This window comes from Pseudonocardia kujensis (assembly GCF_021283305.1).
In the GTDB taxonomy this organism is placed as follows: domain Bacteria; phylum Actinomycetota; class Actinomycetes; order Mycobacteriales; family Pseudonocardiaceae; genus Pseudonocardia; species Pseudonocardia kujensis.
This window is the reverse complement of sequence record NZ_JAJSOK010000041.1, coordinates 16,729-38,727: the sequence shown is the minus strand read 5'-3', so window position 1 is coordinate 38,727 and position 21,999 is coordinate 16,729. Positions and strand designations below refer to the sequence as shown.

Annotated in this window: 21 protein-coding genes and 1 other RNA gene; 8 read left to right on the top strand and 14 right to left on the bottom strand. The window is 74.5% G+C overall.

Annotated features, from left to right (window positions below; genetic code table 11):
* Positions 1–368: 368 nt before the first annotated feature.
* From LWC35_RS24875 to rnpB, 4 genes are all read right to left on the bottom strand, one after another.
* Positions 369–914: a hypothetical protein gene (locus LWC35_RS24875; RefSeq protein ID WP_232872662.1), complete on the bottom strand. Its 546-nt coding sequence runs from the start codon at positions 912–914 to the stop codon at positions 369–371.
* 151 nt (positions 915–1,065) lie between these two features.
* On the bottom strand, positions 1,066–1,632 hold the full coding sequence (locus tag LWC35_RS24870) for a phage holin family protein (RefSeq protein ID WP_232872661.1): 567 nt from the start codon (positions 1,630–1,632) through the stop codon (positions 1,066–1,068).
* 14 nt (positions 1,633–1,646) lie between these two features.
* The gene (locus tag LWC35_RS24865; RefSeq protein WP_232872694.1) at positions 1,647–2,411 is read right to left on the bottom strand and encodes a trimeric intracellular cation channel family protein; all 765 of its coding nucleotides are present in this window, start codon (positions 2,409–2,411) and stop codon (positions 1,647–1,649) included.
* Between the two features lie 382 nt (positions 2,412–2,793).
* Positions 2,794–3,189: RNase P RNA component class A (gene rnpB, locus LWC35_RS24860), an RNA gene on the bottom strand.
* Between the two features lie 105 nt (positions 3,190–3,294).
* Here rnpB and LWC35_RS24855 point away from each other — a divergent pair.
* The 3 genes from LWC35_RS24855 to LWC35_RS24845 all read left to right on the top strand — a co-directional run bounded on the left by LWC35_RS24855 (position 3,295) and on the right by LWC35_RS24845 (position 6,500).
* Positions 3,295–3,948: a hypothetical protein gene (locus tag LWC35_RS24855; RefSeq protein ID WP_232872660.1), complete on the top strand. Its 654-nt coding sequence runs from the start codon at positions 3,295–3,297 to the stop codon at positions 3,946–3,948.
* Between the two features lie 555 nt (positions 3,949–4,503).
* Positions 4,504–5,265 (top strand): sulfite exporter TauE/SafE family protein, encoded by a 762-nt coding sequence (locus LWC35_RS24850; RefSeq protein WP_232872659.1) that lies wholly within the window; start codon positions 4,504–4,506, stop codon positions 5,263–5,265.
* Positions 5,265–6,500 carry an SLC13 family permease gene (locus LWC35_RS24845; RefSeq protein ID WP_232872658.1) on the top strand — a complete coding sequence of 412 codons (1,236 nt, stop codon included), beginning with the start codon at positions 5,265–5,267 and terminating at the stop codon, positions 6,498–6,500. Before LWC35_RS24850 ends, LWC35_RS24845 begins: the two co-directional genes overlap by 1 nt.
* Here the strand turns inward: LWC35_RS24845 and LWC35_RS24840 are convergent.
* From LWC35_RS24840 to cobC, 4 genes are read right to left on the bottom strand one after another with little or no spacing between them, the layout of a single operon-like run.
* A complete protein-coding gene (locus LWC35_RS24840) occupies positions 6,497–7,186 on the bottom strand; it encodes a histidine phosphatase family protein (RefSeq protein WP_308194659.1) in 690 nt (229 codons plus the stop codon). The genes LWC35_RS24845 and LWC35_RS24840 overlap by 4 nt on opposite strands.
* Positions 7,183–7,920 (bottom strand): zinc ribbon domain-containing protein, encoded by a 738-nt coding sequence (locus LWC35_RS24835; RefSeq protein ID WP_232872657.1) that lies wholly within the window; start codon positions 7,918–7,920, stop codon positions 7,183–7,185. Before LWC35_RS24835 ends, LWC35_RS24840 begins: the two co-directional genes overlap by 4 nt.
* Before the next feature lie 25 nt (positions 7,921–7,945).
* Positions 7,946–9,076, bottom strand: coding sequence for a Nif3-like dinuclear metal center hexameric protein (locus LWC35_RS24830; protein ID WP_269804736.1), 1,131 nt, complete (start codon positions 9,074–9,076; stop codon positions 7,946–7,948).
* Between the two features lie 20 nt (positions 9,077–9,096).
* A complete protein-coding gene (gene cobC, locus LWC35_RS24825) occupies positions 9,097–10,227 on the bottom strand; it encodes an Rv2231c family histidinol phosphate aminotransferase CobC (RefSeq protein ID WP_232872655.1) in 1,131 nt (376 codons plus the stop codon).
* A gap of 24 nt (positions 10,228–10,251) precedes the next feature.
* On the opposite strand from cobC, the gene LWC35_RS24820 reads away from it, so the two are divergent.
* Positions 10,252–10,710, top strand: coding sequence for a low molecular weight protein-tyrosine-phosphatase (locus LWC35_RS24820; RefSeq protein WP_308194658.1), 459 nt, complete (start codon positions 10,252–10,254; stop codon positions 10,708–10,710).
* 2 nt (positions 10,711–10,712) lie between these two features.
* The gene (locus LWC35_RS24815) at positions 10,713–11,525 is read left to right on the top strand and encodes a fructosamine kinase family protein (protein ID WP_372463094.1); all 813 of its coding nucleotides are present in this window, start codon (positions 10,713–10,715) and stop codon (positions 11,523–11,525) included.
* A 121-nt stretch (positions 11,526–11,646) separates the two neighbouring features.
* On the opposite strand, the gene LWC35_RS24810 is transcribed toward LWC35_RS24815, so the two are convergent.
* The 6 genes from LWC35_RS24810 to LWC35_RS24785 form a co-directional block, all read right to left on the bottom strand.
* Positions 11,647–12,585, bottom strand: coding sequence for a GNAT family N-acetyltransferase (locus LWC35_RS24810; protein WP_232872654.1), 939 nt, complete (start codon positions 12,583–12,585; stop codon positions 11,647–11,649).
* Positions 12,586–12,638: 53 nt separating this feature from the next.
* Positions 12,639–14,072, bottom strand: a complete 1,434-nt coding sequence (locus tag LWC35_RS24805; RefSeq protein WP_232872653.1) for a WS/DGAT/MGAT family O-acyltransferase — start codon at positions 14,070–14,072, stop codon at positions 12,639–12,641.
* Positions 14,073–14,107: 35 nt separating this feature from the next.
* A complete protein-coding gene (locus LWC35_RS24800) occupies positions 14,108–15,352 on the bottom strand; it encodes a class I SAM-dependent methyltransferase (protein WP_232872691.1) in 1,245 nt (414 codons plus the stop codon).
* Between the two features lie 2 nt (positions 15,353–15,354).
* Positions 15,355–16,779, bottom strand: coding sequence for an FAD-binding oxidoreductase (locus tag LWC35_RS24795; protein ID WP_372463093.1), 1,425 nt, complete (start codon positions 16,777–16,779; stop codon positions 15,355–15,357).
* A gap of 95 nt (positions 16,780–16,874) precedes the next feature.
* Entirely contained in the window at positions 16,875–17,855 is a 981-nt protein-coding gene (locus LWC35_RS24790; protein WP_232872652.1) for an aldo/keto reductase, read from the bottom strand.
* A 90-nt stretch (positions 17,856–17,945) separates the two neighbouring features.
* Complete coding sequence (locus tag LWC35_RS24785) at positions 17,946–19,022, bottom strand: alpha/beta fold hydrolase (RefSeq protein ID WP_232872651.1); 1,077 nt, start codon at positions 19,020–19,022, stop codon at positions 17,946–17,948.
* Between the two features lie 73 nt (positions 19,023–19,095).
* Here LWC35_RS24785 and LWC35_RS24780 point away from each other — a divergent pair, with 73 nt between their 5' ends.
* The 3 genes from LWC35_RS24780 to LWC35_RS24770 all read left to right on the top strand — a co-directional run bounded on the left by LWC35_RS24780 (position 19,096) and on the right by LWC35_RS24770 (position 21,993).
* Positions 19,096–20,238, top strand: a complete 1,143-nt coding sequence (locus LWC35_RS24780; protein ID WP_232872689.1) for an acyl-CoA dehydrogenase family protein — start codon at positions 19,096–19,098, stop codon at positions 20,236–20,238.
* Positions 20,239–20,356: 118 nt separating this feature from the next.
* Complete coding sequence (locus LWC35_RS24775; RefSeq protein ID WP_232872650.1) at positions 20,357–20,995, top strand: DUF47 domain-containing protein; 639 nt, start codon at positions 20,357–20,359, stop codon at positions 20,993–20,995.
* The gene (locus LWC35_RS24770) at positions 20,995–21,993 is read left to right on the top strand and encodes an inorganic phosphate transporter (RefSeq protein ID WP_232872649.1); all 999 of its coding nucleotides are present in this window, start codon (positions 20,995–20,997) and stop codon (positions 21,991–21,993) included. Before LWC35_RS24775 ends, LWC35_RS24770 begins: the two co-directional genes overlap by 1 nt.
* Positions 21,994–21,999: the final 6 nt, after the last annotated feature.

The following is a 21,999-nucleotide window of genomic DNA, read 5'->3' as shown; positions in this document are numbered from 1 at the left end:
GGTGGCGGCCGAGCGTCGTACTCGTACCTGTCGCGCGAGCCCCGGGGAGACCCCGGCCGTGAGCGGGTGGGGCGGCCGAGCGGGCGGCCGAGCCGGAGCAGAGACGGCTCGGGCTCGGCGGCCGAAGGCCGGCCGGCCGCGGGCGCCGACCTCGAAGCGCCCACGGCCGGCCGTGTGCCTCACACCCCTCCCACCGGTCCGCTCACCGTCGACGCCGGTCCACCCGGCGGGCGGTGCGTCGTGCGGTGCGTCGTGCGACCCTGCGTGATCCGAACATCTCTACCTCCGCGTTGCCGTCGTGCTCGTCGTCGTGCTCGTCGTCGTGCTCGGTGTGCTCGTCGTGCTCGCCGTGGTCGTGGTCGTGCCGGTCATCTCCTGCTCGCCGACGCCGTCTCCAGGAGGTGCTGGTCCTTGGCCTCGTCGTTGGACAGCAGGCCGATCTCGACCAGGTCCAGCGGGCTGATGAAGGCGTCGTTGATGCGGAAGCCGTGGGCTTCGGCGACGGCGTCGCGCAGCGGCACCGCCCAGTGGTGCTCGATCAGGAGGAGCGCTGCGGCCGAGTCGTTCGGGATGTCGGCCAGGACGTCCCACGCCTCCTCTTCGGAGAACACCGTGGCTCCCTCGGCCGCCGCCTCGGCACCCGCCTCGGCGCCCGCCTCCATTCCCTCCACGCCCTCGAAGCCGAGGCCGATCAGCGCGCCGATCTTGCTGCCGAGCTCGATCGCCTCGTCCTGGGACAGGTTGCTCAGGTGCATCACCTCGAGGTCACCGGCCGCGTCCTTGTAGACGGCCAAGGAGTCGATCACCCGCACCGTGTCGCTCTCGCGCAACCTCTCCAGTTCCTCGATGATCCGGCCGTGGAAGTCCGGATGCCGGAATCCGAGGACGATCAACTGCACAGGCCCGATTGCCATGTCGCTTCCCTTCGACTGGTTCGCGGTCCGATCCGCTCCCCCGGTGGCCCGGCAGCGGACCGGCGGTGCCGAGCGTCACCGCGTCGTCGGCGGGTCGCCTCACCCGTGCGAGGCGAGGACGGCAGGGGCTCTCCGGCCGGTCCCGGCGCGCTCAGCCCGGCATCGCCCCGCGGATCTCCTCGCGCAGTTCGTCGAGGGCCCGCTCCGGAAGGAGCGGGAACACGCGCCGGACCTTCTCGAGCCCCATCGCGACGAGCACGGCAGCGGCGGCGGCGACGACGATCGTCACGATCGCAGCCGCCACCGTCGGGGGAAGGACCTTCTCCAGCATCCGCATGATCACCGCGGTGGAGGTGCCCGCCGCGACCGCGCCGAGCACCACGCCGACGCCGAGGAACAGCACCCCCTCGACGGCCGCACGCGCCTTGCCGGCCAGCTCCTCCTGCGCGGTGCGCAGCTCCCGCGGGAGCAGCTCGCGCATGTCATCGACGAAGGCACGCATCGCCTCGGCGCCGGAGTCCGCGGTGCGCAGCTCCTGCTGGAACAGCCGGCGCACGTCGTCGACGAAGCCGCGGATCGCCTCGGTGCCGGAGCTCTCGGTGCCGGAGCTCTCGGTGCCGGAGTTCTCGGTGCCGGGGTCCTCGGCTCCGGGGCTCGTGAGCCGATCGGGCTCCTCGGTCGGGCTGCCCACCGATGCGGGCCGTCGTGAGGTCGGCATGGGACATTCCTCGCTCATCGCGTCGGCGGGTCGCCCCGGCCGGAAGGCACACGGACGCGATCGTTGTTACACGCCTCGGCCGTCGACCGACAGGGCCGGGCGGGCGCACCGACCAGCGTCCGTCCCGGGAGCGGACCCACCGCCACCGAGGTGGAGACCGGCTCGGCTCCCGGCGGGGCTCCGGCGGCGACGCGCTCGCACATCAACAGCATCGTGGCCGCACACGCCGCAACCACGAGGCCGACGGCGGGGTCGAGCCGCCCGAGGCGCAGCAGGACGACCGCGGTGACCGCGGTGAGCACGAGCAGGAGCGGGCGGGTCTCCCGCCCGCGCCGGAACACTCCGGGAACACGGCCGGTCAGGCTGTCGCGCACGATGCCGCCGCCGACGACCGTGACGACTCCCAGCGCGGCCGCGGCGACCGGCGCCTGCCCGGCAGCGAGCGCCCTCGCCGTGCCGTTCACGCACAGCACACCGAGCCCGACGGCCTCGACCAGCTGCAGCGGGACGAGGACCCGCGGCAGGTGCCGGCCGAGCACGACGACGGTGAGACCCGCTGCCAGTGCCACGGCGGGGTCGCCGACACTGTGGAACGCCACGGGCGGCGCGCCGATGACGAGATCGCGGACGAGTCCACCACCGAGCGCGCTGACCATCGCGAAGAGCGTGACCGCGAGACCGTTGAGCTCACGGCGCCGGCACAGGTCGGCCCCGAGGGCGGCGATGGCGAAGACGCCGCCCAGCTCCAGGACATGTCCGGCGACGCCGTAGGCGGTCATGGGCACCTCTCGCTCCTGCGCTGACCGTTCGAGCGTCGCGCCGGGCAGGCCGGTCCGGTGCCCCACGACCGACGGGCGGTGGGGACGAACGCGGCGTCCCCCGGTCGGTGGACCCGCGCCCCGTGGATCACCGCCGCCGGCCCGCGCTCGCCGAGGAGCGGCGCCTGCCCGCGGAGGAACGACCGGGGGCGTGTGACGTGCCGCGGCCGGGAACGGGGCCGAACGTCCCGCAGGTCGACGACCGAGGACCTCGTTCCCGACGACCCTCGGCCGCGGCGACGCGCCGCCGGCGCGCCGGACCGCGGAGGGCGAGGACGAGGAGACCCGAGGCCGGCGACCAGCCGGAGCAGTAGCCCCGGGGCCTTCGCAGGCCGAGGGGGTGCGGGCGAGCGGGCCTGTAAGCCGGATCCTGTTCCCGGGCGCCTCGCGGCGCACCGTTCGGCGACCATCCATCTAGGCCTGCCGTCGCCGGCAGGCTCGAGCGGCCTACCCGCAGGCTCGGACGGGCCGTCCTCGAACACCTGCGCAGCCTCCCGAGGGAGGCCTCTTGGCCTTGCTCCGGGTGGGGTTTACCGAGCCACCCCGGTCACCCGGGGTGCTGGTGGTCTCTTACACCACCGTTTCACCCTTACCGCACGCCCGGGGGGGCGCACGGCGGTCTGTTCTCTGTGGCACTGTCCCGCGGGTCGCCCCGGGTTGCCGTTGACAACCACCCTGCCCTACGGAGTCCGGACTTTCCTCGGCGGCGTGATGCCGACGCGGTCGCCCGGCCCGCTCGTCCGCGTCATGGATCGTAGCGCGGGGATCACGGCACGGTGCACGGGGCTCCGCGCGGAGTGGGGCTCCCCGGGAGACCGGGCTCCGACCTGGACTGGCGCCGACGGTGGGTCAGCTCGGGGTCGTCGGCGTGGGCGGGACGGTCGTCGTGGTCGGCGTGACCGGGGTCGTCGGGAGCGTGCTCGGGCTGGGCGGGGTCGCGAGCCGCGTCCGCGTCCAGGTCCTGGGCGTGGTCGGGGTGGTCGGCTCCGCGGTCGGCTTCGGCGTGCTCGTGCCGCCCTCGGTCGTCGGGCCGGAGGCAGGAGTGGTCGACGGCCCGGGTCGCGTGGGCGTCGAGGGCGTGGGCGGCGGCGTGGGCGTCGGCGTGGGCGTCGGCGTGGGCGTCGGCGACGGTGTGGCCGAAGGCGGGATCGACGGCGGGGCCGAGGGCGGGATCGACGGCGTGCCGGGCACGGTGTCGTCCGCCGGCGGCGTGGGCGGGCCGGGCCTCGGGCCCGTCGGAGCGGTGGGGCCGGTCCCGCCCACGGGCTGGGAGACGGGGGGCCGGTTGGCGACCGGCTGGGCCTGGTGCGCCGCCGGCCGGCCCTCGGTGCCGCCCGACCGCACCGGTGCGGCACCACCGCCGGCCACCGCCGCGGCTCGCGGCGCGCTGTCGTCCATGGCTACCGGCCCCCGCCCGTCCGCGGCCGACGCATCGGGGTGGCCCGGCGAGCCCCCCTTGTCCGAGCCGTCGGAGCTGCCCGAGCCGTCCGAGCCGTAAGAGCTGTCGGAGCCGCCCGAGTCGTCGGAGGCGGCCAGGACCCGCTCCGGCGGCGGCGCGGCGGCAGGCTGCTGCCCCGCGACCTCCGCGCTCCCCGTCGTCGTGTCCGTGGCCGACGACGGCACCGTCGAGGGGAGGGCCGGCGCGGGAGCGGCCAGCGGCGGACGCGCCGTCGACGCCGGGCCGGTCACGATGGTGCGCAGCGTCCCCGCACCCGACGAGGTCCCGACCCAGGCCGCCAGCAACGCCCCGAGGCCGACGACCGCGACCACTCCGGCCACGGCCGCCCGCACCGCGCGCGTGGGCCCCTCGGGCCGGTGCAGCAGCAGCCAGATCGGCACCACGCACCAGGCGAGGATCAGCACCGTCGCCAGGACGACACCCCAGCGCTGCGACATCGCGACCTCCCCCCGGCCCCGCTCGGCACCGGGACCCCACCCCCATGGTGCTCCCGCCCCCCGTCCGGCGCGCAATGCAGTACCTCGCAGCTCCGGCACCCGGACGTTACGGACGAGGGCCGAGCGGGTCACCGACCGGACGTCTACTGTTCCGGCCGTGGTGGGCGCGTCGCCGGGTCAGCTGGTCTTCCTCCTCGCCGCCGGGCTGGTGGCCGGCGCGGTCAACGCCGTCGCCGGCGGCGGGTCCCTGCTGGTCTTCCCCGCGCTCCTGGCCGTCGGGCTCGACCCGCTGGCGGCCAACGTCACGAACTCGGTCGCGCAGTGGCCGGGCTACGTCGGCATCGTCGCCGGCAACCGGCGGGAGCTGCGCGAACAGCGCCGGCGGATCGTGCTGACCGCCGTCGCCGCCGCACTCGGTTCCGTCCTCGGCTGCATCCTGCTGCTGATCCTTCCGAGCTCGGTGTTCGACGCCGTCGTGCCCGTCCTGGTCATCCTGGCCAGCCTCCTGATGGCGCTCGGCCCGTACCTGAAACGGTGGATCGGCACCCCGGACGCGGACGCACCGGACCGCACGGCCTGGCTGCTGCCGGCGGTGTTCTTCGCCGGTGTCTACGGCGGCTACTTCGGCGGGGCGCTCGGGGTCATCCTGATCTCGGTGCTGTCGCTGCTGGCCAACGACACCCTCGTCCGGCTCAACGCCCTCAAGGGCCTGCTGTCGCTCGTGGCCGCCACGGTCACCGTGGTGATCTTCAGCCTGCGCGCCCCCGTCGACTGGTTCGACGTCGCGATCCTCGCGCCCACCACGCTGGTCGGCGGCTACGTCGGGGCCCGGATCGCCCGGCGCATGCGCGAGAACATCCTGCGCTGGTGCGTGGTGGGACTCGGCCTGGCGGTCGGCGTGTACCTGCTGCTCACCTGATGACGTTCGTCCTCGCGGCCGCGCTCCTCGTGGTCGTGCTGGCGGTCGCGGTCCTGCGACCCCGCGGCCTCCCGGAGGCGGCGGCGGCGCTGCCGGCCGCGGTGCTCGTCGTCGTGCTCGGGCTCCTGCCCTGGCCGGCGGCCCTGGCGGAGATCGGCGAGCTGGGCCCGACCGTCGGGTTCCTGGCGGCGATCCTCCTACTCGGGCGGCTCGCGGACGCCGAGGGCGTGTTCACCTGGCTCGGCGCCCGGCTCGCGAGTGCCGCCCGCGGCCACCCACCGCGGCTGTTCGGGCTGGTCTTCGCCGCGGCCACCGCCGTCACGGTGGTGCTGAGCCTCGACGCGACCGTCGTGCTGCTGACCCCGGTGGTCCTCGCGACGACGACCCGGCTGCGGCTCCCCGCGCGCCCGCACGCCTACGCCTGCGTCCACCTCGCCAACGCGGGCTCGCTGCTGCTGCCCGTGTCGAACCTGACGAACCTGCTGGTCTTCGAGGCGTCGGGCCTGTCGTTCCTCGGTTTCGCCGGGCTGATGCTGCTGCCGTGGCTGGTCACGCTCGCGGTGGAGTACGGCGTGCTCCGCCGGTTCTTCGGTGCCGACCTCGCCGAGTCGGTCCCGGTGTCCGCGCCCCGCAACGGCGAGCGGACGCCGCGGTTCGCGCTGGTCGTCCTCGCGCTCACGCTGGCGGGGTTCGGTCTCTCGTCGACGGCCGGGGTCGAGCCGGTCTGGGTGGCGGCGGCCGGGGCGGTGGTGCTCGCGGCGCGCGCGCTCCTCCGCCGCGAGATCGGCCTCGCAGGCCTGGTCCGCGGGACGTCGCCCTTGTTCTGCGTGTTCGTGCTGGCGCTCGGCGTGGTGGTCGCCGCGGTCGCGCGGCACGGGCTGGCGGGCTGGCTGGCCGGGATCCTGCCCGACGCACCGACCTTCCCCGGGCTGCTCGGGGTCGCGGCCGTGGCCGCCGCGCTGGCGAACGTGGTCAACAACCTGCCGGCCACGCTCGTCCTGGTCGCCGCGCTCGGCCCGGCGCCGCACCCGGCGCTGGTCCTCGCGCTGCTGCTGGGGGTGAACATCGGTCCGAACCTGGCCTACGTGGGGTCGCTGGCCACGCTGCTGTGGCGCCGGGTCCTGCCCGCGACGCCGAGCCTGCGCACGTTCACCGCGGTCGGCCTGCTGACCGTGCCGGTCGCGCTGACCGCGGCGACCGCGGCCCTGTGGGCGGTGTGGAGCCTGGTGGGTTAGCTCGGGTCGCCGGGCACGTGGGAGGTGTCGTTGACCAGCCGGACCGACGCCCCGCCGTCGGGGAAGAAGTCCGCGATGCAGAGCGACGCCAGGTCCAGGTGCAGCCGGTAGAGGATCGAGCTGCCGCTGGCCAGGGCCTCCTGCAGGATCAGCTTGATCGGCGTGACGTGGCTGACCACGACGACCGTGCGGCCGGGGAAGTCGGCGACGATCTTGGCGCGCTCGGCGGCGACCCGGACCCCGGCCTCGGCGAAGCTCTCGCCGTCCGGCGGCGCGACCTCCGTGCTGCCCAGCCAGCGCGCGAAGAGCTCGGGATCGCGGTCGCGGGCCTCGACGAAGGTCAGCCCCTCCCACTCGCCGAAGTCCGTCTCGATGAGCCCGTCGCGCACCTCGACCGGCAGTCCGGTGGTGGCGGCGACGGCCTCGGCGGTCTGCCGCGCCCGCAGCAGGGGCGAGGTGAGGATGGCGTCGACGCCGCCCAGGGCACCGATCCGCGCCGCCGCGCCCGCCGCCTGGGCCTCGCCCCGCGCGGTCAACGCGGGATCACCCAGCCCGGAGTAGCGCTTCTCCACCGACAGCGCCGTCTGGCCGTGCCGGAGCAGCAGCATCCGCGTCGGGGCGCCCTTCTGCCCGGTCCAGGCGGCGGAGCCGGAAGGGGTGGCCCTCGAGGAGGTCGAGCCCGTCACAGCCCCGACTCCCCCGTCCGCACCAGGATCGCGCCGCATTCCTCACAGTGGACGACGTCGTCGGCGGCCGCGGCCTTGATCCGGCCCAGGAAGGTGCGGTCCAGCTCGAGCCGGCAGGCGCCGCAGCGGCGCTCGCGCAGCAGCCCGGCCCCTGCGCGCCCCTGCTCGCGGCGCTTCTCGTAGACGCCCAGCAGGCCGGCGGGCAGGTCCGGGAGGATCGCCTCGCGGTCGCGGCGGCGGCCCGCCTCGGCGGCGTCGATGTCGGCGAGCGCGGTGTCGCGGCGGGCCGTGACGCCCTGCAGGTGCTCCTCGGCCTCGGCGAGCACGCGTCGGGCGTGGTCGAGGTTGCCGCCCAGCGCCTCCCGCTGCTCCATGACCTCGAGCTGCTCGTCCTCGAGGACGGACTGCCGGCGGGCGAGGGTCTCGAGCTCGTGCTGCAGGTCGACCGCCTGTCGCGCGCTCACCCCGGACCCCGCGAGCGCGGCCCGGTCCTTCTCGGTGCGCGCCCGCACGCCCTCGACGTCGCGCTCCAGCCTGCGGATGTCGCGGTCCAGGTCGCCCGCCGCGGTCTCGGCCTCGACCACCGCGTCCTTGCCCGCCCGCACGCGCGCCTCGGCCTCGGTCAGCTCCGCGTGCTCGGGCAGCGCCCGGCGGCGGTGCGCGAGCCGGGTGAGCTCCGCGTCGACCTCGGCCAGGTCCAGCAGCCGCCGCTGCGCGGCGGGATCGGCCTTCACGCCCCTCGTCCTCCTTCTCGGGTGATCACGCGCCGAGGGTCCAGGGATCGGTCCGGAGCCGGGACACGCGGGTCTCGACGCTACCCCCCAGCGCCTCGTCGACGACGGCCGCCGCCTGCGCGCACCACGGCCACTCCGACGCCCAGTGCGCGACGTCGACCAGCGCGGGTGTCGGCCGCCCGGGCAGCGACCCCGCCAGCAGGTGCTCCGACGCCGGGTGGTGGCGCAGGTCGGCGGTCACGTAGGCGTCGACGCCGGCCGCGATCGCCGCCGACAGAGCCGAGTCCCCCGCGCCGCCGCACACCGCGACCCGGCGGACCGGGCGGTCCGGGTCCCCGGCCGCGCGCACCCCCCACGCGGTCCGCGGCAGAGCCGCCGCGACCCGCTCGGTGAAGGCGGACAACGGCTCCGCCTCGGGCAGCTCCCCGACCCGGCCGAGCCCGCGCGCCGAGGGCAGCGGGGCCAGCTCGAACACGTCGAAGGCGGGCTCCTCGTACGGGTGCGACGCGCGCAGCGCCTCGACCACCGCCCGCCGGCGCGGGCGGGGCAGGACCATCTCCAGCCGCGTCTCCGCGACCCGCTCCAGCTTCCCGACCTCGCCGATCGCCGGGTTCGCGCCCGCGTGCGGCAGGAACTGGCCGGTCCCGGCCGTGGCGAACGAGCAGTGGCTGTAGTCGCCGATCTCGCCCGCCCCGGCCGCGGAGAGCGCCTCGTGCACGCCGCGTAGCGCCGGACCGGTCGGGACGAACGCGACGATCTTGTCGAGCGGCTCCGCCGGCTGCGGCTGCAGCGGCGCCGTCACCCGCAGGCCCAGGGCTCCGGCCAGCGCGTCGGACACCCCGGGGTCGGCGGCGTCGGCGTTGGTGTGCGCCGTGAAGAGGCCGACACCGGCGCGGATCAGCCTGTGCAGCAGCGCCCCCTTGGGCGTGTCGGCCCCGACCCCGTGCACCCCGCGCAGCAGCAGCGGATGGTGCGTCACCAGCAGCTGCGCGTCGGTCCCGAGCGCCTCGTCGACCGTCTCGGCCACCGCGTCGACGGCGAACAGCACGCGGCGCACCGGGTCCGCCGGGTCGCCGCAGACCAGGCCGACGGCGTCCCAGTCCTGGGCGAGGCCGGGCGGGTAGGCCCTCTCGAGGGCGGCGGTGACGTCGGCCAGCGACGCCGGGGGGTGCTCGCTCACGCCGCTACACCTACCAGGGCGGCGCTCAGTGCCTCGACCAGGAGCGCCACCCGGGCGGGGCCGCGCACCGCGACCCGCAGGTGGTCGGGCCCGAGGCCGGGGAAGGTGTCGCCGCGGCGCACCGCGATCCCGTTGTGCCGCAACCGTTCGCGGACCTGCCCACCGCGGCCCTCGGGCAGCCGCAGCAGCAGGTAGGGCGCCACGCCGGGCAGCACCTCGACCCCCGGCACCTGCGCCAGGGCCGCCGACTGGGCGCGGCGGTGCGCCGCCAGCTCCCCGGCCGCCCGCTCCGCCTCGGCGACCGCGGCCGGTTCGGAGCAGGCGATCACGGCCTCCAGCCCCAGGGTGCCGACGGGCCAGTGCGGCCGCGGGGCGGCCAGTCGGGCGAGCAGGGCGGGATCGCCGAGGGCATAGCCGGCACGCAGGCCGGCGAGCGCCCAGGTCTTCGTCAGCGAGCGCAGGACCAGCAGGCCCGGCAGCCGTTCCCCGGCGAGCGACTCCGGCTCGCCGGGCACCGCGTCGGCGAAGGCCTCGTCGACGACCAGCACGCGGCCGGGCCGCGCCAGGGTCCGCAGGGCGGCGGCGGGGTGCAGCACCCCGGTCGGGTTCGTCGGGTTCCCGACGACGACCAGATCGGCCTCCTCCGGCACGGCCGCCGGGTCGAGCCGGTGCCCGTCCGCCTCCGCGGTGAGCACGTGCCCGACGGCGAGCCCGGCGCCGCGCAGGGCGGCCTCCGGCTCGGTGAACCCGGGGTGCACGACGACCGGGCGGCGCGGCCGCAGGGCCGGGAGCAGGGCGAACCCCTCCGCGCTGCCCGCCAGCACCAGCACCTCGCCGGGCTCCCGTCCGTGCCGGCGCGCGACGGCCTCGCGGGCGCGCCGGTCGTGCTCGGCCGACGGGTAGCGGGCCAGGTCGTCGAGCGCGGCGGCGAGCCGGGCGCGCAGCCAGGCCGGCGGCGCGTCCCCCTGGACGTTGACCGCGAAGTCGACGAGTCCCGGGGTCGCCTCGACGTCGCCGTGATGATGCAGGGGATGACGCAGCGTGTCCGGCTCGGGACCCGGCGCGACCGCGCGCGAACCGGACACAGTGGCCTTGATCTCCTCCGGCGGCTCCGGGACACCCTCCATATCGGGGCACCCTACGGTGACGGGGTGCATGTCAGTTTCGTCTGTACCGGCAACATCTGCCGCTCCCCGATGGCGGAGAAGGTGTTCCGCGCCGCCCTCGACGAGGCCGGGCTCGCCGCCGCGGTCGCGGTGACCAGCGCGGGGACGGGTGGCTGGCACGTCGGCGAGCCGATGGACCCGCGGGCGGCCGAGGTCCTGGCCCGGCACGGTTACGACACCGCCCACACGGCGCGCCAGATCGACTCGCACGTGCTCTCCGCCGACGTCCTCGTCGCCCTCGACCACGGCCACCGCCGCGCCCTTCGCGACTCCGTGCCCGAGCCGGACCGGGTCGTGATGCTCCGGTCCTTCGACCCCGCGTCCTCGGACGAGGCCGAGGTGCCCGACCCCTACTACGGCGGTCCGGACGGCTTCGACGAGGTCCTGCGCATGATCGAGGCCGCCGTCCCGGGCCTGCTGGAGCGGGTCCGCAAGGAGCTCTGACGGTGCCCGGGGACGCGCTCGCCGCGGTCGGGCTGGCCCCCGACGCCGTCGGCGGCGGAGGGGTTCGCCGGGTGACCCTGCCGGACGGGCGGGCCGCGGTCGTCAAGCGGGATCCGTCCGTGCCGGCCGAGGCCGCGGGCCTGCGATGGCTCGCCGTCCGCGGCGGGCCACCCGTCCCGCAGGTATACGCGGCCGACGCGGAGTGGCTGGTCAGCCAGGCGGTGCCGGCCGGGTCCGCGTCCGCGTCCGCCGCGGAGGACTTCGGCCGCCGGCTCGCCGCGCTGCACGAGACAGGGGCGGCGGCGTTCGGTGCGCCCCCGCCCGGCGGCCCCGCGGACGCCTGGATCGGCACCACCGGCATGCGCAACGAGCCGGGCGACTCGTGGCCGGAGTGGTACGCCGAACACCGGGTGCTCGCCTACGTCCGCCGCGCCGGCCTGCCGGACACCGCGGTGTTCGACGAGGTCTGCGCCCGACTGCCGCAGCTCGCCGGGCCGGCCGAGCCGCCCGCGCGGCTGCACGGCGACCTGTGGTCGGGCAACGTCCTGTGGTCCACGGACGGCACCTGGCTGATCGACCCCGCGGCGCACGGCGGGCACCGCGAGACCGACCTCGCGATGCTGGCGCTGTTCGGCCTGCCCCACCTCGACCGGGTGCTGGCGGCCTACGACGAGGCCTCTCCGCTGGCCGCGGGCTGGCGGGCCCGGGTGCCGTTGCACCAGCTGTTCCCGCTGCTCGTGCACACGGTGCTGTTCGGTGGCGGCTACGCGAGTCGGGCGATGGCGGCCGCGCTCGCCGCCCTCCGCGCCGCCTGACCCGCCCGAAAAGTCCCGTTATGGAACCATAACGCGCCCAGAATGCCCGAAAAGTCGTGTTATGGAACCATAATGCGAGCAGAGCGCCCGCAGAATCGCGTCATGGAACCATGATGCGGTCTCAACGCCAGTCGTCGATCACGAACACGTCGTCCCGGTCGTAGCCCGCGTCGTTGGGCGCGTGCATCGTGACGCCCGGGACGTCGGTGGCGAAGCCGTGCGCGACCAGGTGCCGGTAGGCCCGGTGCCGGGCGGTGTTGACCCCGACGACGAGCCGCTCCGCCCCGAGCGCGGCGGCGTGGGCCAGGCAGGCGTCGACCAGCCGGGCGAAGTCCGCCTCCGCCCCCGGTCGGACCAGGCCGACCTTCACGTACGCCACGCCCGAGCCGGCCTCGGACCCCGGGCCGTCGTGCACCACGGCCACGCCCGTGGGCGCCACCGACGAGCCGGCCAGCACGACGTCGCCGATCTTCTGGTCCAGCACGCTCGCGATCTCGCCGCCGATGTCGAGCCCGGGGTACACGGCTCCGGCGAGCCGCGCGGCCGCGGCGGTCAGCTCCTCGCGGTCCAGGGCGGACCCCACCCCCCATTCCACCGCGGGTGGCGCGGCGGGCACGGACCGGGACATCAACGCCGTGAGGAACCGCGGCCAGTAGCCGAAGCGCTGGTAGAGCCGGTGGTGGCGGGGGCTGTGCGCGAAGGTGAAGAGCCCGCGGCGGACCACGCCCCATTCCCGCAGCACGCCGTCGGCCGCGGCCATGAGCTGCGAGCCGATACCGCGGTCCCAGCACTCCGGCTCCACCGACAGCGGCCCGACGAACCCGACGCTCCCCCACCGGGTGGCGAACACCGAGCCGACGAGCCGGGGTCCAGCGAAGGCGCCCAGGGCGGCGGTGTTCCCCGCCGCCCAGCGGGTGCGGACGAGCTCGGCGTCGCGCTGGTCGTCGCCCCCGACGAGGGCGGCGAACGCCCGGCGCTGGATCCGGTCGGCGGCGTCGAGGTCCGGTTCGCGCAGCGGCCGGATCTCGCACTCCGTCCGGTACCGCGTTCGTGGCCCCATTGCGCGAACGATGCACGTGCACCTGGCCCGCGGGAAGGGCTGCGGTGGACCGTTCAGCCGGACGTGCGCTCCGCCGCGGCGGCCGGTGCCTCCTTGAGCTCGGCGAGCGAGTCGTCGATCGCCGCGGCCAGGGTGTCGACGTCCGGAAGGGCGTCACGGTCCGCGTTCAGTCCATAACAGACGGTACCGTCGTAGGAGGTCACGCCGATGGCGACGGCCTGGCCGTGGGCCAGCGGGACGACCGGGAACATGTCCCGCATCCGGGCGCCCATCGCGTACAGCGGCCGCGGCGGCCCGGGTACGTGGGTGACCACGACGTTGAACAGCCGCGAGGACAGCCGGGAGGACAGCCGTGCGCCCATCTGGTGCACGGTGGGCGTGGCCAGCCCGGCGAGTCCGACCACGGCCGTGGTGCCCGCCGACCGGCCCTGCCGCTTGCGCGCCTCCATCTGCACCGCGATCGCGCGGAGCCGCTCGACCGGGTCGTCGACGCCGACCGGCAGCTCCACGAACACCGCGGAGATCTGGTTGCCGGAGGTCGCGGCGCCGCTGCGGCCGCGCATGCTCACCGGCACCATCGCGCGTACCACCGAGTCGGCGAAGATCGGCTCGCCGCGGCTGATCAGCCAGCGCCGCAACGCGCCCGCGACCACGGCGAGCACCACGTCGTTGACCGATCCCCCGCCCGCGCCGTGGCGGCGCCGGATCACCCGGTGCTCGAACAGCGAGGTCTTCGCCATCCCGAACCGGCGCTGCTCGCCGATGGACGCGTTGAGGGCACCGACGGGACGGCCGCGGCTGGCGGTGCGCACGGCCTCGGCCAGCCCGCCGAGCGAGCGCCGGACCGACGACGCGGCCTGCCGCAGGTCCGCGGCCGAGCGCGCGACCGCGTCGACCGCGCTGCGCGGGCGCAGCATGTTCTCCACGACGGCCGAGGCCGCCAGCTCCAGGCCGCTCGGCTCGCGGGCCGGCCGCCAGTCGTCCGGATCGACGAGCCGCGGTTTCGGCGTGGTGTCGAGCAGGACGGCGCCGATGTCCATCGAGGCCAGCCCGTCGACCATCGCGTGGTGGGTCTTGGTGACGACCGCGAGCCGGTGCCCCTCGAACCCCTCGACGAGGTAGATCTCCCACAGCGGGCGCGAGCGGTCGAGCTGGCGGGACAACAGCCGGCCGACCAGCTCGCGCAGCGCCGCGTCCGACCCCGGCGCGGGCAGCGCCGAGCGCCGGACGTGGTAGCTCAGGTCGAAGTCCGGGTCGTCGACCCAGACGGGCAGCCCGAGCCGCCCCGGCACCTCGCGCACCTTCTGCCGGTAGCGCGGCACCAGGGCGAGCCGGTCCCCGATGAGCCGGACGAACGCGTCGACGTCGAAGGCCCCGTCCTCGGCGGACCCCGTCTCGAAGGTCATCACCCCGCCGACGGTCATCGCCGTGGTGCGCTCCTCCATGAACAGGAACGAGGCGTCCAGGGGCGACAGGCGCTCGGGCACAGGAGGAACCCTAGCCGCGGACGATCAGGACCCGCTCACCACACGCCCTCGGCCCGCCAGCCGCGCAGCGGCATGCCCGACGCGCCGTGGTCGCCCAGCTTCACGCCCAGCATCTGGTGCAGCTGGATGTTGTCGAGCTCGAACCCGAGCCGGCACGCCGCCATGTAGAGCCGCCACACCCGCGCCCGGCCCACGCCGACCTCGGCCACCGCCTCGGTCCAGTGCTCCTCGAGGTTGGCGCCCCAGTCCCGCAGGGTCATGGCGTAGTGCTCGCGCAGGTTCTCCTCGTGCCGGATCTCGAACCCGGCGTCGTTCATCTCGGTCATGAGCAGGCCGGGCGACTCGAGCTGCCCGTCCGGGAAGACGTACCGGCCGATGAACGGGTCGACCTTGCGCTTGTTCACGGTGTGCGGCTGCGTGATGCAGTGGTTGAGCAGCCGGCCTTCCGGGCGCAGCTTCCCGTACAGGAAGCGGAAGTAGGAGCCGAGCTGCTTCTTGCCGATGTGCTCGGTGAGCCCGATCGAGCTGACGGCGTCGAACCCCGTCTCGGGGACGTCCCGGTAGTCGGAGTGCCGGACCTCGGCGAACTCCTCGAGGCCCTCGCGGCGGATCGCCTCCTGCGCCCACTCGGCCTGGTTCTTCGACAGCGTGACGCCCAGGGCGTGCACACCCATCCGGGCCGCGTGCCGGACCATGCCGCCCCAACCGCAGCCGACGTCGAGCAGCCGCATGCCCGGCTCCAGCGCGAGCTTGCGGGCGACCAGGTCGTACTTGCTCTCCTGCGCCTCCTCGAGCGTCGCGTCGGGACGCGGGTAGGCGGCGCAGGTGTAGGTCATCGACGGCCCGAGCACCCACTCGTAGAAGCGGTTGGACACGTCGTAGTGGTGCGAGATGGCCTGGCTGTCCCGGAACTTGGAGTGCAGCCGCCCGCGGGGCCGGGCCTCGAGCTCCGGCGGGGCGGGCCGGTACTTCAGCCACACGGGGCCGACGGTCGCGAGCAGCTTCGCGAAGTCCGCCTTCGAGATCCCGTGCAGGGTGACGTCGGCCAGCGCGGAGAGCGCGGTGTAGAGGTCGCCCTCCACGTCGATCTCCCCCGTGACGTACGCCCGGGCCAGGCCGAGCGTGCCCGGCGCCGACGCCAGCCGGGCCAGCGCCCGCGGCGACTCGATCCGCAACGCCACCTCGGCGTCGTCCGGACCGGACTTGCTGCCGTCGTAGGCCACCAGCCGAAGGGGCGCATCCGCCCCGACCACGTGCCCGAACACCTCCGCGACCCGCATGCTCACGCTCCCCCTCCGACCTTCGTGTACAGATCCGGTACCCGCCCCGCCGGGTCGTACCGCTCCTTCACGGCCCGGTACGCCGGTCCGTTGTAGCGCTCCCAGAACTCGGTCTCGCCGTAGTGGACGGTCGAGTACAGGCTCTTGTGGCCGTCCAGGTCGGCCACCAGCTTCTCGACGAAGCGATTGTGCTCCTCCCGGTCCGCGCCCACCGGCACGGACGACCAGAAGCCGACGTTCACGTACGGCGTGTGCGGTTCCATCGGGTACAGCGGCCAGGTCCGCTCCCCGCGCAGCTGCAGCGGGCAGAGCCACACCGGCGCGATCCCGACGTGCTCGTGGAACGCCGCGAGGAACTCCGGGAGCCGGGGCGTCGGGATCTCGACGTCCTGGACCACCATCTCCTCCTCGGGCCGGCCGAGGGCGCGGCGCACCGCGTTCGACGCCTGGTACCGCTGGTCGAGCGCGACCAGCCTGCGGTACACGTCGGACCGGCGGTACCGCTTCGGCCACACCCGACGGACGGCGGGCACCTGCACCCCGAAGGCGCGCGAGCACCAGAACCAGTCGGTGTCCCAGCGCCACAGGTAGTCGTGGACGGTGAGGTGGTCGACCGGCCGGCGCTGCAGCGACCGGTAGTACACGTCCATGCCGGTGTAGTCGGAGACCTGCGCGCCCGGCGTGGGGGTGTCGACGAAGTGCCCGACGCTCACGTAGTGCTCGTCGGCGGAGAACACGGTGCCGTCGACGAAGTCCGCGGGCCCGTCCGGGCGGGAGAACTCCGCCAGCGCGGCCGTGGCCTCCTCCGCGGTGCGGAAGCGGTGGTGGGTGAGCCTGACGTAGGGCTTCACCGGCAGCAGCTCGATGCGCAGCCGCAGGGCGTAACCGAGGGTGCCGTAGGAGTTGGCGAAGGCCGCGTAGAGGTCGGCGTGCTCGTTGTCCGGCGCCGCGGTCACGAGCTCGCCGGCGGGCGTGAGGACGTCCATCTCGAGCACGGACTCGTGCGGGAGCCCGTGCCGGAACGACGTCGACTCGATCCCCAGCCCGGTCACCGCGCCGCCGAGGGTGATCGTCTTGAGCTGCGGCACGACCAGCGGCATCAGCCCGTGCGGCAGGGTCGCCGCGACGAGGTCCTCGTAGGTGCACATGCCCTGGACGTCGGCGGTGCGCGCCGCCCCGTCCACCTCGATCACCCCGGTCAGCCCGGAGGTGTCGAGCAGCACCGACTCCGCCGCGCGCCCGCCGAACCGGAACAGGTTCGACGTCCGCTTGCCGAGCCGCACCGGGGTGCCGGCCGGGACCGACCGGTAGGCCCGCAGGAGCCCGGCGACGGTGGCGTCGTGCCGCCGCCGCGCGGCCGACGCCGCTTCCGAGCCCGCTTCCGCGCCTGCTTCCGGCCGCGTGCCCACCCGCTCGATCGTGCCCACGCCGCCACGCTAACGCCGCGGACGCGACTCCGTCAGGGCCGACGCCGGGGTACTACGTCACTCACCTGCGCGGGAAGCGAGGCGAAACGGACACCTCACGCACGCCGGCGGGAGGCGACCAGCTTCGGGATCGCCGGGAAGCCGGTGATCGGTCGGTACGCCTCCGCCGCGGCCGTGAGCCCGGCGTACTCCTCGTCGGTCAGCCGGATCTCCGCCGCCGCCACGTTGCTCTCCACCTGTGCGACGCTCGACGCCCCCGGGATCGCGACGACGTTCGGCGGGTGGACCACCCAGGCCAGGGCGATCTGCGACGGCGTGGCGTCGTGCGCGGAGGCGACGTCGCGCAGGGTGTCGAGCAGCGGCTTCGCGGCGTCGAGGTTCTCCGGCAGGAACATCGCGTTGGCCGCGCGCACGCCGTTGGTCGGGCGGTGGTCCCGGTCGTAGCGCCCGGACAGCAGGCCCTGCGCGAGCGGGCTGTAGGCGATGACCACGTGCCCGGTGCGCTGCGCCCACGGCAGCATCTCGGCCAGCGGCGCGCGTTGCACCAGGCTGAACTGGACCTGGTTGGACAGGAGCTTCGCGCCGAGCCGCGCCTCCGCGGACCGCCAGCGGTCGAGCTTGTAGTTGGACACACCGACGTCGCGGACCACGCCGACGTCGCGCAGCGCCTGCATCCCGCGCATCGTGGTGCCGTCGCTCACCAACGGGTTGGGCTGGTGCACCTGGTAGAGGTCCAGGGTCCGGACACCCAGCCGCTGGGCGCTGGCCACTCCCCGCTGCTGCACGACCGCTGCCGTCGGCAGCACCGGGAAGATCTTGGTGGCGACCACGACCCCGTCCGCGCCGCCCGTCTCGGCCAGGGCCTTGCCGAGGATGCGCTCGGAACGGCCGAACCCGTACACCTCGGCGGTGTCGAACACGGTGACGCCCAGCTCGCGGGCCCGGGCGACGATCCGGCCGGCCTCCGTCTCGTCGTACCCGCCGCCGTAGCCCCACTCCTTGGACCCGAACTGCCAGGTCCCGAGCCCGATCACCGAGTACGGCTTCTCCGTACCGACGTTCTCCACATGGCGCATGGCCCCAGTGTGCCCACGGTGCGGCCGGGCCCCGAAAACTCACTCAGTGGGCCCTCAGGAACCCCGGGAACCCGCGGCGGAGGGGTGATCTCAGTGCTCGGCCAGGAACGCGTCGAGGGCGGGCCAGGTGGTGGTCCGCGCCTTGCGCCCGGTGAGCACGCCGAGGTGCCCGCCCGGCGCGGTCTCGAACCGCACCTCCGGCGCCCCGGACAGCAGCGTGACGGCGCGGCGGACCGCGCGCAGCGGGGCGATGACGTCGTCCCGCCCGCCGACGACGAGGACGGGCACCTTCACCGAGGCCAGCTCGACCCGCCGGCCGGCCAGCTCCAGGCTCCCGCCGGCGAGGTCGTTGCTGCGCAGGAAGAGATGGAACAGCTGCCCGAACACCCGGCCCGGGTAGCCGTGCATGTTGGCCATCATGTGGTCGACCGCCTCGATCTGGGCGAGGGTGTCCCGGTCGTCGAGCCGGGAGAGGATCGCCAGCGGCCGCGTGATCATCCTGTCCACCGTGGTCAGCTGGAACACGGTGCTCACCAGCGGCGCGGGCCAGCTGCCCACCGCGCGGTAGAGCGCCGAGACCGCCCGCCCGCCCGCCACCTCCGCGAGCGGGCGCAGCGGCGCGACCAGGGGCACCGCCGTGACGTCGACGGGGCTGCCGATCGCGGCGACCGCGCGGACCGGCAGCGGTTCCCCCGCCTCCTCCGCCGCCGCCAGGGCGAGCAGGCAGAACAGCCCGCCGAGGGACCAGCCGACCAGGTGCACCTGCTCGTCGGTCAGCCCGGCGACCCGGCGGACCGCGCCCGGCACCACGTCGTCGACCCAGTGCTCGATGCCCAGCCGCCGGTGCCCGAACGCGATCGGGCCGTAGTCGACGAGGTAGACCGGCCGGCCCGCGCCGAGCAGGTGCTCGACCAGCGAGCAGTCCCGGCGCAGGTCGTAGGCGAAGTCCGGCGCGCCCAGCGGCGGGACGAGCAGCACCGCGGGGCCCGAGGGCGACACCCCCGGCAGCGGGTCGTAGCGGTACAGCGTCCCGCCGGGGTCCCGGGCCACCTCGGTGCGCGGCATGCGCCGCAGGTCGGCGACGCCGCCGGCCACCGTCCGGTCCCAGGCGTTGACGGCGGCCGCCCCCAGGCGGGAGCCCAGCTCGTCGGTCAGCGCACGGAGCACGGCGGCAGCCTACGGCCCGCGCGGGCCGCGGACGGCCCACGGGGTTACCGGCGAGTATGTGAGACTGCGCGTCATGCAGCGCGACATCTTCGACGCCGAACACGACGCGTTCCGCGACCTGGTCCGCACCTTCCTGGAGAAGGAGGTCGTCCCGCACCACGCGCAGTGGGAGAAGAACGGACAGGTCGACCGCGACATCTGGCTCTCCGCCGGCAAGGCCGGCCTGCTCGGCACCGACGTCCCCGAGGAGTTCGGCGGCGGCGGCACCCCCGACTTCCGGTACAACGCCGTCGCCCTCGAGGAGATCACCGCAGCAGGCACCAGCGGCCTGGGCTTCCCGCTGCACAACGACGTCGTCGCGCCGTACCTGCTCCGGCTCGCGAACGACGAGCAGAAGCAGCGCTGGCTCCCGGGCTTCTGCTCGGGCGAGATCATCACGGCCATCGGCATGACCGAGCCCGGAACCGGCTCGGACCTCCAGGGCATCACCACCCACGCCAAGAGGGACGGTGACGACTGGGTCCTCAACGGCGCCAAGACCTTCATCACCAACGGCATCCTGGCCGACCTCGTGATCGTGGTCGCCAAGACCGACCCGGAGGCCGGGGCCCGCGGCTTCTCGCTGCTCTGCGTGGAGCGCGGCATGCCGGGCTTCGAGCGCGGCCGCCGCCTGGAGAAGGTCGGCATGAAGGCACAGGACACGGCGGAGCTGAGCTTCACCGACGTCCGGGTGCCCGCGGCCAACGTCCTCGGCGAGGTGGGCCAGGGCTTCATCTACCTGATGCAGAACCTGGCCCAGGAGCGGCTGTCCATCGCCGTCGGCGCGGTGGCCGGCGCGGCTGCGGCGCTGCGGATGACGCTGGAGTACACGAAGGAGCGCAAGGCCTTCGGCCGCGCGGTCGCGACGTTCCAGAACACCCGGTTCGAGCTCGCCGAGATGGACACCGAGATCGACGTGACGCGGACCTACGTCGACCGTTGTCTGAGGGAGCACGTGGCCGGCAACCTCTCGGTGGCCGACGCCGCCAAGGCCAAGTGGTGGGCCACCGACGTCCAGAAGCGCGTGGTCGACCGGTGCCTGCAGCTGCACGGCGGCTACGGCTACATGATGGAGTACCCCATCGCGAAGGCCTTCGTCGACTCGCGCGTGCAGTCCATCTACGGCGGCACCAACGAGATCATGAAGGAGATCATCGGGCGGGCGCTGATCGGCTGAGTACCCGCGGAGATCCGCTGCCGCTCCCGGGACGATCCCGCAGCCGGGGCCGGTGGCGCGGTGCCGCCGGCGGGCCCCGGCCGGGATGAGACGCGGGTGAACGGGTAGAAAACCCCCCATGGCCTTCCGGTTGACGCCGCACGAGCGCGGCTTCTACCCGCTCTTCACCCGCGCCGCGGAGAACATCGTGGTCGCGGCGAACGAGCTCAACGAGTTGGTGGGAGCCCCGCCCGACGAGCGGGCCGCGATCGCGAAACGGGTGAAGGACGCCGAGAACGCGGGTGACGAGGTCACCCACGAGATCCTGGTCAAGCTGAACTCGGTGTTCGTCACCCCGTTCGACCGCGAGGACATCTACCGGCTCGCCGGCTCCCTCGACGACGTCGTCGACGCCATCGAGGAGGCGGCGGACCGGATCGTGCTCTACCGGCTGCAGCGGCTCCCGGCGGGCATCGCGATGCAGGTCGACGTGCTCTGCCGGGCCGCGGCCGCCACCGCCGAGGCGATGCCGCGGCTGGAGAAGATGGCCCAGCTGCGCGACTACTGGATCCACGTCAACTCGCTGGAGGACGAGGCCGACGAGGCCTACCACGCGGTGCTGGCCGGCCTGCTGACCCCGGACGAGGCGATCACCGACCCCGCCGCGGTGCTCGAGATCATCAAGCTCAAGGAGGTCGTCGACACCCTCGAGGAGGCCGCGGACGCCTTCGAGACGGTCGCCAATACCGTCGAGAGCATCGCGGTCAAGGAAGCCTGATGCTCCTCGCGGCGGTCGTCGTCGTCATCGTCGTCGCGGTGGCGTTCGACTACACCAACGGCTTCCATGACGCCGCCAACGCCATCGCGACCTCCGTCGCCACCCGGGCCCTCTCGCCCCGGGTGGCGCTGCTGATGGCGGCCGTGATGAACCTGGTCGGCGCGTTCCTCGGTACCGAGGTCGCGGCCACCGTGGGCAGCGGGATCATCGAGGCTCCGCAGGGGCTCGCCGGCCTCGCGGTGGTGCTGGCCGCGCTGATCGGCGCCATCGTCTGGAACCTCGTCACCTGGTGGTTCGGGCTCCCCAGCTCCTCCTCGCACGCGCTGATCGGCGGCCTGGTGGGCGCCGCACTGGCCTCCGCCGGCACGGTGAAGTGGTCCGGCGTGCTGGACAAGGTCGTGATCCCGATGGTCCTGTCGCCGGTCGTCGGGTTCGTGCTGGGTGGGCTCGTGATGATCGTGATCCTGTGGCTGTTCAAGGACACCCGGCCGATGCGGACCACCCGCGGGTTCCGGATCGCGCAGACGGTGTCCGCCGCCGGCATGGCGCTCGGCCACGGCCTGCAGGACGCCCAGAAGACGATGGGCGTGATCGTCCTCGCGCTGGTCGTCGGCGGGTTCCACCAGGGCGAGGAGATCCCGTGGTGGGTGGTGCTGACCTCCGCCGGCGCGCTGTCCCTGGGCACCTACGCCGGGGGCTGGCGCGTCATGCGCACCCTGGGGCGGCGGATCATCGACCTCGACCCGCCGCGCGGGTTCGCGGCGGAACTCACGGCCTCGGCCGTGCTCTACACGACCGCGTTCGTCTTCGCCGCACCGATCTCCACCACGCAGACGATCACGTCGTCCATCCTGGGCGTGGGCGCGACGAAACGGCTGTCGGCGGTCCGCTGGGGGGTCGGCGGCAACATCGCCGTGGCCTGGGTCCTGACGCTCCCGGCCGCCGGGTTCTGCGCCGCCGTGGCCTACTGGCTGCTCCACTTCCTCGTGGTGGCCTGACCGTCC